We start from the raw sequence: 16577 nt of genomic DNA on the forward strand, positions 1-16577 counted from the left end.
GTTTTGGTATGCTGACGGAGAATGTGGTGTACGAAGTGCGGAGATTGCGAAATCTTCGGTTTGCGATGCTATTTGTGATTCTTGGATCGCGTTTTGTCGATTTCACCAGATGGTTTGGTGTTTTCGACAGTTTCGTCTTGCATTTTGTTTATTTCACCAAATGGTTTGGTGTTTTCGACAGTTTCGTCTTGCATTTTGTCGATTTCATCGGGAGATTTGGTGAAAAAACAAAATGTGCATAAAAACCGTCGTTAGTGCCCCCATTTGCTTTATTTACTAGCGCTTGTTTTCTTGTTTTCTTGTTTGCCTACCTACCTGCCTACTTACTTACCTGCCTACTTACTTACTCACTTACTTACTCAATTTTTGCATGACTCATACATGTTGTATAATCGCAGTGTTTGTCTTATTGTTTGACAATCGAAATTATTTGAAAAGCGTTATAAGTTACATAGATTTTATTGCATTAATAGTGCATACTGTTGCGTTAATAGTGCATGTTATTGCATTACTTATATTGCTTTTGCAGATGGAGGGAAAATGGACGAAAATAACCAACAGGTTCCTCAGGCTCAGCCGGCTCAGCAGCCTTACGCTCAGCCAGTCCAACAGCAACAATATGCTCAGCAGCAATATGCTCAGCAACCTCAGCAGAATTATGCTCAGCCTGCTCAGCAACCTTACACTCAACAGCCTTACGCACAGCAGAATTACGCTCAGCAACCATATATGCAGCAACCATATATGCAGCAACCAATGTATGCTCAGCAATCTACAGTTTCTGGCTTAGCTGTTGCAGGATTAGTTCTTGGAATTCTTGGTGTTATATTTGCTTGGGTACCTTTCTTCACCATTATTTGGTGGGTTATGGGCATTTTGGCTGTTATTTTTGGTGTTGTTGCAATGCGTAACACCAAGGTTGATGTTCCAGGTGCTAAGCGTGGTCATGGTATGGCTATTGCAGGATTAGTTCTTGGAATTATAACACTTGTTATTGCTGCGTATATTCAAATTACTGTGGTGAGCAAGATTAATGCTGTTGTTAATACTGTAAATAATTTGAGTGGCTATTCTCGTTCTTATAACTATTAAATTTGCATAAAGTAATTTTGTAATAATAATTTATGTAATTGTGTAGTTATTTAGCAATAATTGAAAATGTACTTAAGAAAGCGGGTGTTTTGTGCATCCGCCTTTACTTTTTACTTAGGTATGCTTAGTTATAGTAATAGTACGCAGTTTAAAAAGAGGTGTACATGATTGCAGGACTCGGGCATGATATTGTTTGCGTGCAGCAGTTTGCTCAGCAGATGCGCGATACTACAGGCTGGCGTAAGCTTTTTTCTACTCGTGAGCTTCGTCAGTGTGCTTTGCGCGCTGAGGCGAAAAATGATGATGAGTCTTTGCATGTGGCCGCTCGTTGGGCTGGTAAAGAAGCTGTAATAAAGGCCTGGTCGGAGGCTTTAAGCGCTTGTGGCGGAGAATATCCTTACACATTAGACAACACGCCTTGGAATGAGATTGAGATTATTGACGATTCGCATGGTTGCCCAAGTGTACAACTTAGTGCAAGTGTGGAAGAGAAGCTTACAAAATCGCTTGTGAAATTTTCTGCTAAAGATTCTGTAGTGCGTTGGCATGTTTCTCTCACTCACGATGGGCGTTTAGCTGACGAAACGGCTATTGCCTCTGCAGTAGTAATACTTGAGCTTTTAATCAAAAATTTTAATTAGTAAGTTTTGTGTCTTGCCTGATGTCATTGGTATCTGTATACTTGAACAAGTTGCTGTTTGCGCATGAATGTTTCGTGTGAGTCAGTGATTGATTGCGGACGTAGCTCAATGGTAGAGTCTCAGTCTTCCAAACTGATTACGCGGGTCCGATTCCCGTCGTCCGCTCCACTTGATTCTTAAGTGGATATGCATGATATTCCGCTTAATATTTTAGGTTTCAAAAAAGGGCAGGTACTTTACGTACTTGCCCTTTTAGTTTTTCTATATTTCAGTATAGTTTTTACATTTCAGTATATTTCGAAAATTTAAGTTCTACTACGCAAATAGAGTAGTGAAAACTACGAAACTACCGTAAACAAGCGTGCTTTTCAAGCTATTAATTGCGGCTTGAGCAAGAATTAAAAGAATAACAGCAAGCACAGTATCAATAATTCCGAGAACCAATCCAGCTATTGCCATTCCTCGTCCTGATTTTTCGTTGCCATTACGAAGTGCGAATGCTGCTAAGACTATAGCTAAAGGTCCGAGAATAATTGAGAAGAAGAATATACCTACAATTCCAATAACCATAGCTGCTATTGCGAGACCGTTTACAGGTTTCTTTGCATACATTTGATTCTGACCATACGGCATCTGTGGCATCTGTGGCATTTGTGGCTGTGCCTGTGGAACAGGCTGCGCAGAGTAATTTGGTTGTACAGGTTGTGCTTGTGGAACAGACTGATTGTAGTCTTGCTGGTTGTTTTCTTCCATTTTCTTCCTCCATGGATTAAGAGCGGTGCCAGCTTGAGCTACGATGTATACCCTATTGCTTGCTCGCTCGCTAAACAATCTTGTAAATGCTCTTCGCAGAGTATAAACATTGCAATTGTATAACAGAGTAGTGCATCAATGGTGTAAAAGTTAGAAATTTTACTCACTCTTTTTGTTTTTATACTGAGTTTTGAATTCCTAACTGAGCCTTACTGCATACCCTTACTGCATATACTCGCCACAGTCTCTTACTGCAGCATATCTCCAGGAAGCGTAGTCCAGTCAAATGGTTCTTCCATAAGATAGTAAACGTTTCTATCATCCGGGGCTGGAGCAAATGGTACCGGCCTGTGGTTGACTGTTGGTACGAACGGATTTGATTGCACAGACCATTCCATGTTGTCTGCTTTCGCTTCCGTCTCTTTGTATAATTTAGGATCGCGTTTTAATATAAACGGCCTGTCTAAATCTGGTTTTATTTCGCCTTTTCCTGCGAAATATCCGGATTTTATAAGATCATCGAATCTTGTGTTAACTGGCACTAATACGAAGAAGTCGCTCATCTTAAAGCTTGATCCTTTTGCAAAGCCCGGTATTTTTTCTGGATTTCCATACTGCTTCATACTTTCCGGTAACTCGAATTCGTCAATCACTTTTCCATTTACGCATGCGAATGCTACTGAATCATCTACGCGTTCACTTCCGCAGTAAGGCGCTCCGTGACCCCTGTATATTTCTACGGCTCCTGTGTTACCAAAAAGCAGATGGTTTTTCATAGGGTTTTCTGAAGGCCTGTCTTTTGATGCTCCACAGTTTGTTGGATCATGTGTTGCATTGCACAAGTCAAGCGAATTGTAGAAGTTTTCGTCAGTGTTAGCTGAGTAGTGTTTATCAGTTGACAGTAATAATAAATCGTCCGTGTAGTTTGGATCTCTGCTTCGATCTGAATCATAAGATTCAAATTTGACGCAATCTCCTAATTTTGTGCACCATGTTCCTTGAACAGATTGTGGATCCATTTTTGCGTTTGTGCCAAATTCATCTTTGTTTGTGAATACTGATTTTGTTTGTGATGCATCAACGCCATAGTAGAGTGTTACTTCGCCTTTTGTTACTGGACTTCCTAACGATGGGTTAGAACCTACTATTTTCCCTAGCATTCTTCGTGATGAGAATTTTGGATGCAATGTTACGTTGTATCCTCTGCTTACAAGCTTATCGTATGCTTTGTTTTTATTTTCTCCGAACAAGTTAATAGGTATGCCGTCGCCGTACGTTCCAACTGCTAGGTGTATTATGTCGTTTTTTGTGACTGCGTATCCAGGCATAGGGCTTGATGCAATAATTTTGCCTGGGTCGTCAGAAATTACTCTGTTAACTTCTACTGGCAATCCCATTGATTTGACGATTTTTTCGGCTTTCTTTAGTGATTCGCCAACTACGCCTTTTTCTGGTATTCCTGGCCCTTTTGATTTTGCGATTACTACTGGTATGTGGGATGAGATTTTATCTCCAGATTTTGTGTTTATGTAGCGTAGGAAGGTTCCTGCTTTTTTGCCACTAAATTCGTCTATGATTTTTACTTGCGCACCTTGTTTTTTTATTTCTTTTACTACGCGTGATATAGGCTCTCCTGCGTAGGCTTTTGGAACATTAATTGGATGGTCAGTTATGAAGTACCATATTGCTCCGGATGCTATTACGGCAATTGCTGCTATTGTGCTCGTTATTGTTATTGCAATTCGTTTACTTCTGCTCATCGTATGTTGCTTTTGTGGAATGTTCGTTTGGAACATATGCTGTGCAATGTTAGGTTGAGCATTGAATGTGCTGTTTTGTTGGTTGATTTTTGGTTGGCTGGGAATTTCACCTGGCTCTAAAATTTCGTCTGGTTCTAGGATTTCTTGCCTATTTTGTGCAGCATTTTCTGCATTTTGCTGTATATTATCTGCATAATTTGGTGATGCTACTTTAGTTCCACAAAAAGCACAAAATTTACTTATGTCAGCAATTCTTTTCCCACAATTTTCGCAGAACATAGTAATAGTAACCTTCCGTTTTGTTTTTGCCGTTATTGCCAGTATTTACGGTATTGCCAGTGTCGCCGTTGCTAGCTTTACAAGTATTTCCAGTTTTTATTTGGCTGATAATTATGCTTATTTGTATCAGTCGTCATTGTCGTAAGTGCTCGACGAGTCATTTGAATAATCATTAGACGTGTCGTCTGATGAACTGCTTGAATCATCGCTACTATAGTTGTCACTACTCGAACTGTCACTACTCGAACTGTAATCATTATTCGAAGAATCACTGGAATTAGAGTAATTGTTATATCCGTTGTATCCGCTATATCCGTTGTAAGAATTGTACGAAGGATTGTAGTAGCCAGAATAACCGTATGAATTTCTGTACTGATTGTACTGATTGTATGCGTTAACTATGACCATCTGAATATAAATTCCTATGGCTAGCGTGATTATGCCTAGAATCAATCCTGCTACACCCATTCCAAGTCCGCGCTTTTTGTGGTTGTTTGTTACATACATGCCGCAGCATCCGAAGATTAAAGCAAGTGCGCCAAGTATTAAATCAAGATATGGAACCCAAAAAAGTATAGCTCCAACAATGCCGACAGATAATGCTGCTATTGCAAAACCGCTATATGGTGCGTTTTGTTGTATTATAACAGGCTGCTGTATGTATATTGTTGAAGGCGTTGACGATTGATTTTGCACAACTATAGGTGACGGATTTGAAGTAGGAGCGTTGTAAACGTACGGCATTTGTGGTTGTGAGTACGACTGATCGTATAGTGCTGGAAGATAAGGATCCGGCTGATACTGTGGTTGTTGAGCAGGTTGCGTCATTTGTTGCTGCATTGGGTACTGCGGCGTTTGTTGTTGTGGCATAGGTTGTTGCGGCATAGGTTGCGTCATATTCACTTGTGGATTTTGCACGTTATCTTGTGCGAGCCTAGCTAGTGAATCCTGATAATAATCGTTCCCGTACATTCTCTTTCTCACTTTATATAAAAAGCTAAAACAAATAACTTTATAGATTATATAACGCGCATATGTCGTAATTTAAAGTGAAAAAACTTGTATATAAATAGTTTTTTAGTAAATGTGTAAATAATCGCGTTTGTTTCGTGTGATTATAAAATAAATTGCTTATACGTTAGCTTACTTTTACACGCTATCTGAGTTATTTGTGTTAATTTTTCAAGAATTTTATTAATATATGCCTTCTTATTGGTGATGTTATTAGTGGCATGTTGCTAAGGTAGTTAGTTGTTTAAGTCTGAAAACATGTATATGGAGGACTTGTGAAACAGGTTATTGTGCGATTATTCGCTGGTTTTATTTCTGTTGCTACCGCTTTTAGTATGAATTTCATACCTGCTAAGCAGCATGTAGCGTCTGTACTAAGCGAAGTTAATGGCAATCAAAATAAGTTAAGTTTAGTTAATAAAGCAAACGTTCACGACGATATTGTGCCAAATACGGATGTGGTCGGTTCTAATAATTCTACTTTTAAGCCGATTCTGCAAACTCATCCTTCTGGAGTTGTTCGTCAAACTTCGCTTTCGGCTAATGAGTATGGCGTTTATTGGGGTGATCAATATGGAACTCCTACATTCTTTGAATCTGATGGAACTCCGTTTGTAAGAAACGCTAAAGGTGTTATTGATGTTTCTGAACATCAGAATTTGATTGATTGGAATGCCGTAAAAGCTTCCGGAGTAGACGGCGCTATTATTCGCATTGGCTACGGTTGGGATAATGGTTACGATAAGCAGGCCATTTACAACATTAATGAATGTAAGCGTTTAGGAATTCCTTTTGGTATTTACCTTTATTCTTACGCTGAAAAGCCAGAAGATGGTGCTTCTGAGGGCGTGAGCTTGGTTAAGCTTTTGCGCGGTGCTGGAGTTAGCCCATCAGATTTGACTTATCCTGTTTACTACGATTTGGAAAAATGGACTTGGGCTGGTCATGAAGCTCCAACTTCTCCATACGTGTATCAGGATATTGTTGCTTCATGGTGGAATCAGCTTGTTTATGCTGGGTATACAAAGCTTGGTGTGTATTCATACTCTAACTATTTGCGCGGCCCACTTAATTCTCATTACATTCATAATCGTACCAGTTGGGTTGCTAGCTACGGTTCGCGCACGGGATACAATTTTACGAGCGCTTTGCGTGGATGGCAGTACACTTCCAGCGGGAATGTTGCAGGAATTAATGGTTCTGTAGATTTGAACGCTTTTGGTATGGCTGATGGCGGAGAAATTAACGGTACTTCTGAATTTGGTACTGTTACTAGCGAAAGGTACAACACTCCTGCAGTAAACTTCACTTGGATTGTTCGCGATAGTGATATAGCTGTTGGTGCTTCGGTAGTAAATACTGCTGCAAGTAATTTGGAATACCGTTGGCTTTCATACAATTTGACTACTAAGCAGTGGGAAACTATTTCTGATTGGACTCCAGGAAATTGGGCTTCTTGGGTGACTAATAACGGTGATTATTGGCTTCACTGCGAAGTTCGTGTTGCTGGAACAAATTCTGCTGTAGCTGTGAAAACTATAGCTTTCCATTACAGTGTTAATAACCCTATGAAGAGTGCTCCTTCTGTACAAGATAATCCTGGTGGAAGCAACAATACTTCTGACTTTGTTGGAAATACTGTAGTTTCTAGTACTTACGCTGGATGGCGTGGTGGAAACGTTCTTTTGGGTGCAATTACCAACAATCCTAACGGTTATACGATCATAAAGATTTACGATTACAATGCAAAGCAGTGGATTAGTCAGTTTAGAGGTCCGTGGGCTTTGTGGAATCCTAAGCCTGGTATCTATTGGACTCATTTCGAAGCTTATTCTTCCGATGGTACTCTTAAAGATACTAAGACTTACGCTTTCAAAGTGTGATTCTTAATCTTTATGTAAAATAGTAAAGTTAAGTAAATATAGTAAAAAGACCGGGCGTAAACCGCTCGGCCTTTTTATTAAGTGCTTTTTATTAATTTAAGTTACTAATTTATTTTTTACTAATCTGTGAATAAATCTTTGGATATAATAATACGATTTTCGGCAACCTGCTTTAGATGCTTTCCGTAGTTGCTTTTACCATATTTTTCAGCAGATTCCATAAGCTGCTCGCGGTCAATCCACTGATTTTCGTAAGCGATTTCTTCAAGAACAGCAATTGGCAATCCTTGAGCTTTTTCTATAGTGCGCACGAATTCGCCTGCCTCATACAATGAATCCATTGTGCCAGTGTCTAGCCACGCGTAGCCTCTGCCGAGCGTCATTACGTTTAGTGAACCGTTTTCAAGATATATTTTGTTAAGATCAGTTATTTCTAATTCTCCGCGTGCGGAAGGTTTAACTTGCTTAGCAAATTCAGTTACTCTTGAATCGTAGAAGTATAAGCCTGTAATAGCGTAGTTTGATGCAGGGTGCTCTGGTTTTTCAACTATGCTGATGGCTTTGTGATTCTCGTCAAATTCCACAACGCCGTAGCGTTCTGGATCGTCAACATAGTATCCGAATACCGTAGCTCCGTGTTCTACGCGTGCAGCGTGCTTTAGAATACCTCCAAGGCCGTTTCCGTAGAATATATTATCTCCAAGCACAAGAGCGCAGGAGTCGCCGTTTATGAACTTTTCTCCAATAATAAACGCTTGTGCTAATCCGTCTGGGGATGGCTGAACTTCATAAGACAAGTTGATGCCGAATTGTTTACCGTCTCCAAGTAACTTTTCGAAGTTTGGTAAATCTTTTGGCGTGGAAATTACAAGAATATCCCTAATGCCAGCCATCATAAGCACGCTAAGAGGGTAGTAGACCATTGGCTTATCGTACACAGGTAACAGCTGCTTTGAGGTTACTGTAGTAAGAGGGTAAAGTCGTGTGCCTGATCCGCCGGCGAGAATAATTCCCTTCATTGTTCGTATAAGTCCTTTACTCGTTATGGTTTTTTACGTATGTTTCGAGTAGTTGTTCCCAATTTTCTGGCTTAAAACCAGTAGATTCTATTTTTGATAAGTCAAGCGAGCAATGATGCGGACGTGGAGAGCCGTGAGATATTCTCGTATAATCGTCTACATGATTCGCTTCAATTTCGCTTGTGTTTGCTCCGACTAATTTGAATATTTTTTCCGCAATCTCATACCATGATGCAGGTTTTCCAGAGCAGGTAAGATTATATGTTCCGTATTCTGCATTCGTATTTAGAAGGTGGAATATTCCTTCAACTAAATCGCTGGCAAAAGTTAATCTTCCAACTTGATCTATTGGCGCTTGAACATTTATGTTTTCGCCATTATTGCAGTGGTTTGCAAAATCAATCATTCTGGTTACAAAATTGTGTCCTTCGCCAACAATCCAGCTTGATCGAATAATGTAATGTTGCGAAACGTTTTCTACAAGAGCGTCGGCAGCGGCTTTTGTTTGACCATATACGCCGAGAGGTGAAAACTCTTCTGTTTCTTTGTGGTATTCTTCACTTCCGTCGAAAACGTAGTCGCTAGAAATATGTATTAGCGTAATATGGTGGTCTTGCGCAATTTTTGCAAGATTTGCAACTCCCGTAACGTTGCTGCGCCATGCTGCGCGTCTTCCTTCTGGGGTTTCTGCTTTATCAACTGCTGTGTATGCTGCAGTGTTAATAATTGTGCCGTATAAATCCCAGTCGTAGCTGTTGTAATCGGATTTATTTGCTATATCGAAACTATCTAAGTCTACGTATTCAAATCCTTCTAAATTATGCTTTTGAGCGTAGTCTTTGATCGCGCATCCAAGTTGTCCGTTGCATCCCGTTATGAGGGTGCGTTTTGGTGCCATTGGTTTTGCGTCTTTTAGCATTGGATGGTGTAAGTCTGCTTCGCTGCGCTCGGATTCTTCGAGCGGTATTGGCCAGTTAATGTGTAATTCTGGGTCTGCAAGGTTCACAAAAGTGTATGTTTTCTTTTGTTCTAACGACCAGTGTGCATTTACTAAGTAAGTGTATGCTGTGCCGTCTTGCAGTGCTTGGAAGCTGTTGCCTACGCCTCTAGGGACGTATATTGCTTTGCTTGGGTTTAGCGTAGTTGTATAAACTTGTCCGAAGCTTTCTCCTGGTCTTAAGTCAACCCATGCTCCGAATACTTCGCCGGTTGCGATGCTAATGTATTTATCCCATGGCTCTGCGTGTATGCCTCTGGTTACTCCGCGTTTTTCGTTGAACGAAATGTTGTTTTGCACTGGTCCAAAGTCTGGTAATCCTAGAGCAGTCATTTTGGCTCGTTGCCAGTTTTCTTTGAACCATCCTCGGTTATCTCCGTGTACCGGAAGGTCGAATACTAGCAGACCAGGAATGTTAGTTTTTGTAACGCTTAGTTCTTTTTCAAATTCCATAGCATCCTACAAATTCTTTTATTTGTGATTAAATTCGTTTACTAAAGCAAGCAGAGCTGACTTTTATGAATTTTATAGACTTCACAAACTTATAAGGGTGATTGTATCACTGTCCTTGTGCTTTATATTTCGCTTCGGTTGCGCTTTTAGCGCCTTCCCACCATGCTCGATTTTCCGTGTACCATTTGATTGTTTGCTCTAAGCCTGTTGTAAAGTCTGTGTGTTTTGGCTTCCATCCAAGCTGCGTTTGCAATTTTGTGCTGTCGATTGCGTAACGGCGATCGTGGCCTGGGCGATCTTTTACAAGATCAAAGTCGTCTGCATCTTTGCCCATCATTTCAAGAATCATGCGTAGAACTGTTATATTATTCTTCTCGCCATTTGCGCCAATCAAATACGTGTTACCTATTTCGCCTTTGGTGAGTATTGTCCAAACAGCGCTACTGTGATCTTCGGTGTGAATCCAATCTCGCACGTTTAAGCCTTGACCGTATAATTTTGGTCTAATACCTTCAAGAATGTTAGTGATTTGTCGAGGAATAAACTTTTCAACATGCTGGTATGGTCCGTAGTTGTTTGAGCAGTTGCTGATTGTTGTGTGCAAGCCGTAAGTGCGCGTCCATGCGCGTACCAGCATATCTGAAGCTGCTTTTGTGGAGCTGTATGGGCTGGATGGATGATATGGGGTTTCTTCAGTGAATTTAGCTGGGTCGTCTAACGCTAAGTCTCCGTATACTTCATCGGTAGAAATGTGATGGTAGCGTATTCCATATTTACGTACAGCTTCTAGAAGTCTAAAAGTGCCTTCAACATTGGTTTTAAGGAATGGTTCAGGGTCTGCAATGCTGTTGTCATTATGCGATTCTGCAGCATAATGCACAATTGCATCGTGTCCTGGAACGATCTTATCTAAAAGCTCTGCATCGCAAATATTGCCGTGCACAAAATCAACTCTGTCTTCTGGCAACCCTGCAATATTTTCAATATTTCCGGCGTAGGTGAGTGCGTCTAATACTGTTACATGAGTTTCTGGATGATTGTTCACTACGTAGTGCACAAAGTTAGATCCTATGAATCCGCATCCGCCGGTTACGATTATGTTTTTTGGCTCAAAATTTGTAGCGTTAGTCATATTTTCCATAATATCTTGTTATCTGCCTTTCTTGGAAAGATTTTTACGCTAAGCTTTTGCGCATTACATTAAACGCTGGTTCTGTGTCGCCGTCGTAAATCATGTGCGAATGTGAAAGCACAATGCAGCGAGAGCAAAGTTGCTTAATTTGATCTTCGCTGTGCGAAACAATAACCATTGTTTGTCCGCGTTTTTGCTGCTCTTTAAGTCTTGTTATGCACTTATGCTGAAACGCTTCATCTCCAACGGCTAAAATCTCGTCTATTAGGAAGATATCAGGATCGCTGTGTACTGCTACAGAGAACGCTAATCGTAAGAACATTCCGGAAGAATAGAACTTTACTTCCGTGTCCATAAAAGGTTCTATTTCGCTAAAATCTACTATTGACTGATATTTAGCGTCTATTTCTTCTTTTGTCATTCCAAGAATTGCGCCGTTAAGATACACGTTTTCGCGGCCAGTTAAGTCGGCTGCAAAACCAGCTCCAACTTCAATCAATCCTGCGATTCTTCCACGCACGCAGACTTGACCTTCGTCTGGTTGCATAACGCCGGAAAGCAGCTTTAACATTGTTGACTTTCCAGAACCATTCATGCCTATGAGTCCAACGGTTTCTCCGCGTTTAATAGCAAAATTAACGTTGTCTAAAGCTGTGAAATTTTGCGTTGCGTGCCTTTTTGACGGCGGTGTCAATAAGTTTACTATCGATTCTTTAATTGAATGATTTGCACGTAACGAAAATCGTTTGCTAACGTTGCAAACGTCTAACACAACGTCTTCTGGAAGAGTGTTGGAAAGATTATTCATATGTAACTCCTGCGTAACCCCTAAAAGTAAATTCGCTAATCCTAAGCGGCTTAAATTTCCTGGGCGAACTTGCCTTCAAGATGTCTAAAAGTTCCTTCGCCAATGAGCAGAACTGCAAAAGCAACAAACAGGCTTTCGCAAAGTCTTAAGGACCATGCACCCGCAAATTGGAACGTGTGATCTGTGGCATTTAGCCAGAAACCGCGGTGGAATGCTTCAACGCATATTGCAATAGGATTCGCGTAGTAGACTTCCAGTGCCCACGCTGGAACGTGAATGGCCACCATTTGCCAAGTGTAAAAGCATGGAGCTAACCACACTGCAATCATTGCAACCAAGTCTGTAATATTTTCTGCATCCCTGTAGAAAACGTTAATTGCTCCAAAGAATAATCCTAATCCGAAGGCAAAAGTGCATATTGATACGAATCCGACTATCGCAACTATTATGCCTGCGAAATCTGGAATCCATCCCATGCAAAATGCTCCGATTATAAGCACTATTACTTGTGGGAAGAAGTGTACGAGAGCTACGCGCAAAGAAGCAAGCGGGAACAGCTCTCTAGGAAGGTAGATTTTTTGTATCAGTCCAGCGTTAGAAAGTATGGATCTTGTGCAATTAGAGAATGCTTCTACGAAGAAGTTCGTTACTATGATTCCGCTAAAAAGGTACAGTGGGTAGGCTTGAATTCCGCCTCCGCGGCCAAGCCCTAGGAAAATTCCCATTGCTACGTAAAACACTATAAATTGTGTAATCGGCTTCACATACGTCCAAGCCATGCCCAGCCAAGAGCCACGGTATCGAATACGCACTTCTTTTTTTACAAGTAGGTCAAGCAAATAAAGGTATCTTGGAATGTCAATCAGGCCTTTGCTTTTACCAGGATGATAGATGGCGTCAGACTTTGCTGTCATCGTTGCCTTTCTTACGAATTTAGCGGTATTGCACACTTACAACTTCGTTCTAGTTTACATTTGGGGATTGATTTGGGCTAATAACTAGCACGTGTTTTGTGTTAGGTTGCTTTTGTTTATAGCTTTACTGTGCTTGGTATGTTTGAAAGTTTTTATACACTGCTAAACTTGTCAATTATGAGTAAGCGAATTCTTGTTACCGGTGCTGGTGGATATATTGGTCGTCATGTTGTTAAAGCGTTGTTGGATGCTGGTGCGCAAGTAATTGCGTCCGATTTGCGTCTTGACGGCGTTGACGAGCGTGCAACGCGTATTGAAGCGAATATTTTTAGCGATGATGCTGATTTATTTACAAAGCTTGGGTCTCCAGACGTTTGCTTGCATATGGCTTGGCGTAATGGTTTTAAGCATGCTGCAGACACTCATATGGAAGATTTATCTAACCATTACCGCTTTATTCGACTTATGCTTCAGGGTGGTCTAAAGCAGATTGCTGTTATGGGTTCTATGCACGAAGTTGGCTACTGGGAGGGCGCTATTGACGAGAACACGCCTTGCAAGCCAGCTTCCATGTATGGCATTTCTAAGAATGCTTTGCGTGAAGCTACTTTGCTTTTAGGTAAAGAGTATGAAGCTACTGTTCAGTGGATTCGCGCGTACTACATTGTTGGTGACGACGCTCGTGGAAACTCTATTTTCTCTAAGCTTCTTCAGGCTGCTCAAGATGGAAAGAAGACTTTCCCGTTTACTACTGGCAAGAACAAGTACGATTTTATTAATGTAGATGTTTTGGCTAAGCAAATTGCTGCAACCGTTTTGCAAGATAAAGTAAATGGCGTAATTAATTGCTGCACGGGGGAGCCTGTTTCGCTGGCAGATCGCGTTGAGCGTTACATTCGTGAGAATAATCTTGATATTTCGCTTGAATATGGCGCATTCCCAGATAGGCCGTACGATTCTCCAGCAGTTTGGGGAGATAATAGCAAAATTTCCAAGATTATGAGTGATTTTCTAAAATAATTATTGCAAATCGTCACTTTTCTGGATTTTTAATGCTAAATTGTGGCTTTTAGAAAGGATTAATATTGCTTGAAACATTGCAAAACAGCAAGCGTCCATGCATATATTTTGTTCTTCCTTGCTACAATGAGGAGCCTGTTCTTCCGCAGACTTCTAGTATTCTTTTAAGCAAAGTTACTTTTCTTATTGAAAATAAGATTATTTCAGATTCAAGCCGTATTCTTTTTGTTGACGATGGATCTAAAGATTCAACTTGGAATATTATTTGCGATTTGCACAAGTCAAATCCTTCGCTTTTTGGCGGAGTAAAGCTTGCGCATAATCGTGGCCATCAGAATGCTTTGCTTGCTGGCTTAACTACAGCATATAAATCTGGTTGCGATGCTGCAATTTCTATGGACGCCGATTTGCAAGACGATGTTAATGTTGTTGACGAGTTTATTGCAAAATACGTGGAAGGCTACGAGGTTGTGTATGGCGTTCGCTCGTCTAGAAAAACAGACACGTGGTTTAAGCGTAACACTGCATTAGCTTTTTACGGTGTTTTCAAGTGGATGGGCGCAGAAACTGTGCCAAATCATGCCGATTATAGACTTATGGGCAAGAATGCGTTGAAGGCTCTTTTGGAATACAAAGAAGTTAATCTTTTCTTGCGTGGTATAGTTCCATCGATTGGTTTTAAGTCAACAAAAGTTGAGTATGTGCGAGGCAAGCGCGAAGCTGGCGTGTCTAAGTATCCGCTTAAAAAGATGATTTCGTTTGCTATAGATGGCATTACGTCTTTTTCTACTAAGCCTTTGAGTTTTGTAACATTTGTTGGCTCTGCGTCTATTTTAGTTTCATTAGGCGTGTTCGTTTATGTAATAGCTTCCGTTTTGCAAGGAAAAGCAGTTGCAGGCTGGGGTTCTATTATGTTCTCAATGTGGTTTATTGGCGGATTGATTATGCTTTCAATCGGCATTGTGGGCGAATATATTGGCAAGATTTACATGGAATCTAAGCATCGCCCACGTTACGAGATCGAAACACTTATCTAAGTTTGCTCACAGTTTGTTGCTCACACTTTATACTCATTTATTAGGTCATTTATAAAGCGTGAGCAATTTTATTTTTAGTTAGTAATTTAGAATTTTACGATTATGTACTTGTTGTCTAAAACAGTAGTGCATTTATCCGAAGGCCAAGAAGGTAGATTTTGTGTGGCCTCTTCTGCACTCATATAAGCTGATTCTGATACAGGTGTTTCCATCTTAAATCCAGTAGTTGCGCGTATGAACCCACTTTTTACCCATGTGCCGTGAAGAGTTGAGAATCCAATCTCAAACATTGATCGCCCAATAAGCTCAAGTTGATTTGGTTTAAACTCGCTAGGATTGTAGTCTGCTACATGATTTCCAACGAATATTACTTTAAGCGGATTTTTATGATTTGCTTGTATTGCTTCTATTCTTCTAACAACATCTTGAGCAATGTAATAGTCTTGGTTGTAAGTCATGTATTCCGTATAATACAAGCGGTTTACTGTAAACGATTGGCTTAATCCAATAATTGCAATAAGAATGCACGCAATAATCGTTGTTAAAGTCTTTTTGCCAAACTGCATAATGTAATGCAACAAATACATGCATGCAAAAGCTCCAGCAAGAGGATAAGTTAGTTCCGTTCGCGCCATTCCAGATGTGCCAAGTATTACGCTCATCATTATAGGGCTTGCAGCTATAGCAATAGCAAAAATAATAGTAAAAGCGTTAAGTTTTTTACGAATCACTTGAACAATAGTTAATAACACTAAAGCAATGAATGCAATTGTTATAAATACGCTATGGAATATTGTTCTTCCTAGATACATATTTTTTGCATGCAAAAGTATAGCATGAGTGATTGTTGATATAGGGTCTTTGCCCCAGCGCATTTGTTCTTTAATGTACGGATCCGTGAAGGTGTGGTTGGTAGCTATAACAATTTTGTTCAAAATTGCGTAACATGCGTAGCTTGCTATAAACACGCAAATATACGTAAAAACATACGCTACTATGTTCTTGAATTTGCACGCATAGTTGCCTTTAACTATTAGCGCAATCATGGCTGTTCCAGCAACAAAAACAGTAGTCATTGCCAAATAAATAGTGAAACCAAAAACTGCAAAAACAAAAGCCATTAGTGCGTATTTTGAAAGAGTTTTAAGTTCTTTACGATTTTGGTACGCGTTATGCGTGCACATAAGCGATATGCTAACAAACATTAGCGCACAAGCTACGTCATCTCCCATAAGCAAGAATCCAAGCATTTCTGCAAGAATAGGAGCGCTTATAAACGGAATCATAAATAAAGCTGGGTGGAATTTTGTGCTCAAATTGTGCACTTTGCTAAACAAATATGCCCACGTTGTTGCTGCCGCAAAAAGCGCAAGAATCATTAAGATTCCAGCTAATGAATTGTTATACCAGTATCTTCCTGTAACGTACTTAAAAGCCAGCAAGCCGAAGCGTTCTAGGCGTATCCAAGAATTGTAAAGAGCCTTAGATCTAGAGATCATCTCTTCTGTGTCTATAGAAAAAGTGTTAGAAAAAGCTTTTTGACCGTATGCAATAATCAAAAAAATCGCGCTTATTGCAAGTTCAGCAACATTAGATTTGCAAAAATAAATGAAGTCTTTACAAGAATAAGTTTTTTCTATAATTGCTACAGTTGTGCTAGTTGAGTTGCTTTTTTTGCCGCATTTTGCAAGTGTAGCTGAATCTTGTAGTTGATTAGTGTTTAATTCTTTAATGCAACTAGAGTCTGCTTGATTCATACTACAACCCTTCTATGCGTT

16 protein-coding genes and 1 tRNA gene are annotated in these 16577 nt (G+C 40.2%); 7 read left to right on the forward strand and 10 right to left on the reverse strand.

Going from position 1 to position 16577, the window contains the following annotated elements; all coding sequences use genetic code 11:
- Nucleotides 1–81 precede the first annotated feature (81 nt).
- Nucleotides 82–255 (forward strand): hypothetical protein, encoded by a 174-nt coding sequence (locus ACPFYS_RS04655; RefSeq protein ID WP_427876273.1) that lies wholly within the window; start codon nucleotides 82–84, stop codon nucleotides 253–255.
- Nucleotides 256–508: 253 nt separating this feature from the next.
- On the opposite strand, the gene ACPFYS_RS04660 is transcribed toward ACPFYS_RS04655, so the two are convergent.
- On the reverse strand, nucleotides 509–742 hold the full coding sequence (locus ACPFYS_RS04660; RefSeq protein WP_427876274.1) for a hypothetical protein: 234 nt from the start codon (nucleotides 740–742) through the stop codon (nucleotides 509–511).
- Here ACPFYS_RS04660 and ACPFYS_RS04665 point away from each other — a divergent pair.
- From ACPFYS_RS04665 to ACPFYS_RS04675, 3 genes are all read left to right on the forward strand, one after another.
- Entirely contained in the window at nucleotides 730–1092 is a 363-nt protein-coding gene (locus ACPFYS_RS04665) for a DUF4190 domain-containing protein (protein ID WP_427876276.1), read from the forward strand. The two genes, ACPFYS_RS04660 and ACPFYS_RS04665, sit on opposite strands and share 13 nt — an antisense overlap.
- A gap of 164 nt (nucleotides 1093–1256) precedes the next feature.
- Nucleotides 1257–1733 carry a holo-ACP synthase gene (locus ACPFYS_RS04670; protein ID WP_427876278.1) on the forward strand — a complete coding sequence of 159 codons (477 nt, stop codon included), beginning with the start codon at nucleotides 1257–1259 and terminating at the stop codon, nucleotides 1731–1733.
- A gap of 94 nt (nucleotides 1734–1827) precedes the next feature.
- A tRNA-Gly gene (locus ACPFYS_RS04675) sits at nucleotides 1828–1901 on the forward strand.
- A gap of 147 nt (nucleotides 1902–2048) precedes the next feature.
- Here ACPFYS_RS04675 and ACPFYS_RS04680 read toward each other — a convergent pair.
- The 3 genes from ACPFYS_RS04680 to ACPFYS_RS04690 form a co-directional block, all read right to left on the reverse strand.
- The gene (locus ACPFYS_RS04680; RefSeq protein WP_427876280.1) at nucleotides 2049–2486 is read right to left on the reverse strand and encodes a DUF4190 domain-containing protein; all 438 of its coding nucleotides are present in this window, start codon (nucleotides 2484–2486) and stop codon (nucleotides 2049–2051) included.
- A 248-nt stretch (nucleotides 2487–2734) separates the two neighbouring features.
- A complete protein-coding gene (locus ACPFYS_RS04685; RefSeq protein ID WP_427876282.1) occupies nucleotides 2735–4525 on the reverse strand; it encodes a PASTA domain-containing protein in 1791 nt (596 codons plus the stop codon).
- Between the two features lie 126 nt (nucleotides 4526–4651).
- Nucleotides 4652–5509 (reverse strand): DUF4190 domain-containing protein, encoded by an 858-nt coding sequence (locus ACPFYS_RS04690; protein ID WP_427876284.1) that lies wholly within the window; start codon nucleotides 5507–5509, stop codon nucleotides 4652–4654.
- Nucleotides 5510–5871: 362 nt separating this feature from the next.
- Between ACPFYS_RS04690 and ACPFYS_RS04695 the strand changes: the two genes are divergently transcribed.
- Nucleotides 5872–7419, forward strand: coding sequence for a glycoside hydrolase family 25 protein (locus tag ACPFYS_RS04695; protein ID WP_427877661.1), 1548 nt, complete (start codon nucleotides 5872–5874; stop codon nucleotides 7417–7419).
- A 119-nt stretch (nucleotides 7420–7538) separates the two neighbouring features.
- Here the strand turns inward: ACPFYS_RS04695 and rfbA are convergent, their stop codons facing one another.
- The 5 genes from rfbA to ACPFYS_RS04720 all read right to left on the reverse strand — a co-directional run bounded on the left by rfbA (nucleotide 7539) and on the right by ACPFYS_RS04720 (nucleotide 12742).
- Nucleotides 7539–8438, reverse strand: a complete 900-nt coding sequence (rfbA, locus tag ACPFYS_RS04700) for a glucose-1-phosphate thymidylyltransferase RfbA (RefSeq protein WP_427876286.1) — start codon at nucleotides 8436–8438, stop codon at nucleotides 7539–7541.
- Nucleotides 8439–8454: 16 nt separating this feature from the next.
- Nucleotides 8455–9888, reverse strand: coding sequence for a sugar nucleotide-binding protein (locus ACPFYS_RS04705; RefSeq protein ID WP_427876288.1), 1434 nt, complete (start codon nucleotides 9886–9888; stop codon nucleotides 8455–8457).
- A gap of 106 nt (nucleotides 9889–9994) precedes the next feature.
- A complete protein-coding gene (gene rfbB / locus ACPFYS_RS04710; protein WP_427876290.1) occupies nucleotides 9995–11029 on the reverse strand; it encodes a dTDP-glucose 4,6-dehydratase in 1035 nt (344 codons plus the stop codon).
- A 34-nt stretch (nucleotides 11030–11063) separates the two neighbouring features.
- Nucleotides 11064–11828, reverse strand: a complete 765-nt coding sequence (locus ACPFYS_RS04715; RefSeq protein ID WP_427876292.1) for an ABC transporter ATP-binding protein — start codon at nucleotides 11826–11828, stop codon at nucleotides 11064–11066.
- A gap of 50 nt (nucleotides 11829–11878) precedes the next feature.
- Nucleotides 11879–12742 carry an ABC transporter permease gene (locus ACPFYS_RS04720; RefSeq protein WP_427876294.1) on the reverse strand — a complete coding sequence of 288 codons (864 nt, stop codon included), beginning with the start codon at nucleotides 12740–12742 and terminating at the stop codon, nucleotides 11879–11881.
- Between the two features lie 177 nt (nucleotides 12743–12919).
- Here ACPFYS_RS04720 and ACPFYS_RS04725 point away from each other — a divergent pair, with 177 nt between their 5' ends.
- Entirely contained in the window at nucleotides 12920–13762 is an 843-nt protein-coding gene (locus tag ACPFYS_RS04725; protein WP_427876296.1) for an NAD-dependent epimerase/dehydratase family protein, read from the forward strand.
- A 65-nt stretch (nucleotides 13763–13827) separates the two neighbouring features.
- Nucleotides 13828–14799 (forward strand): glycosyltransferase family 2 protein, encoded by a 972-nt coding sequence (locus ACPFYS_RS04730; protein WP_427876297.1) that lies wholly within the window; start codon nucleotides 13828–13830, stop codon nucleotides 14797–14799.
- Between the two features lie 86 nt (nucleotides 14800–14885).
- Here ACPFYS_RS04730 and ACPFYS_RS04735 read toward each other — a convergent pair whose 3' ends face one another.
- On the reverse strand, nucleotides 14886–16556 hold the full coding sequence (locus ACPFYS_RS04735) for a glucosyltransferase domain-containing protein (protein WP_427876299.1): 1671 nt from the start codon (nucleotides 16554–16556) through the stop codon (nucleotides 14886–14888).
- Nucleotides 16557–16577 lie beyond the last annotated feature (21 nt).

Origin of the sequence: Gardnerella sp. 2492, from assembly GCF_050320365.1 — a bacterium.
GTDB lineage: Bacteria > Actinomycetota > Actinomycetes > Actinomycetales > Bifidobacteriaceae > Bifidobacterium.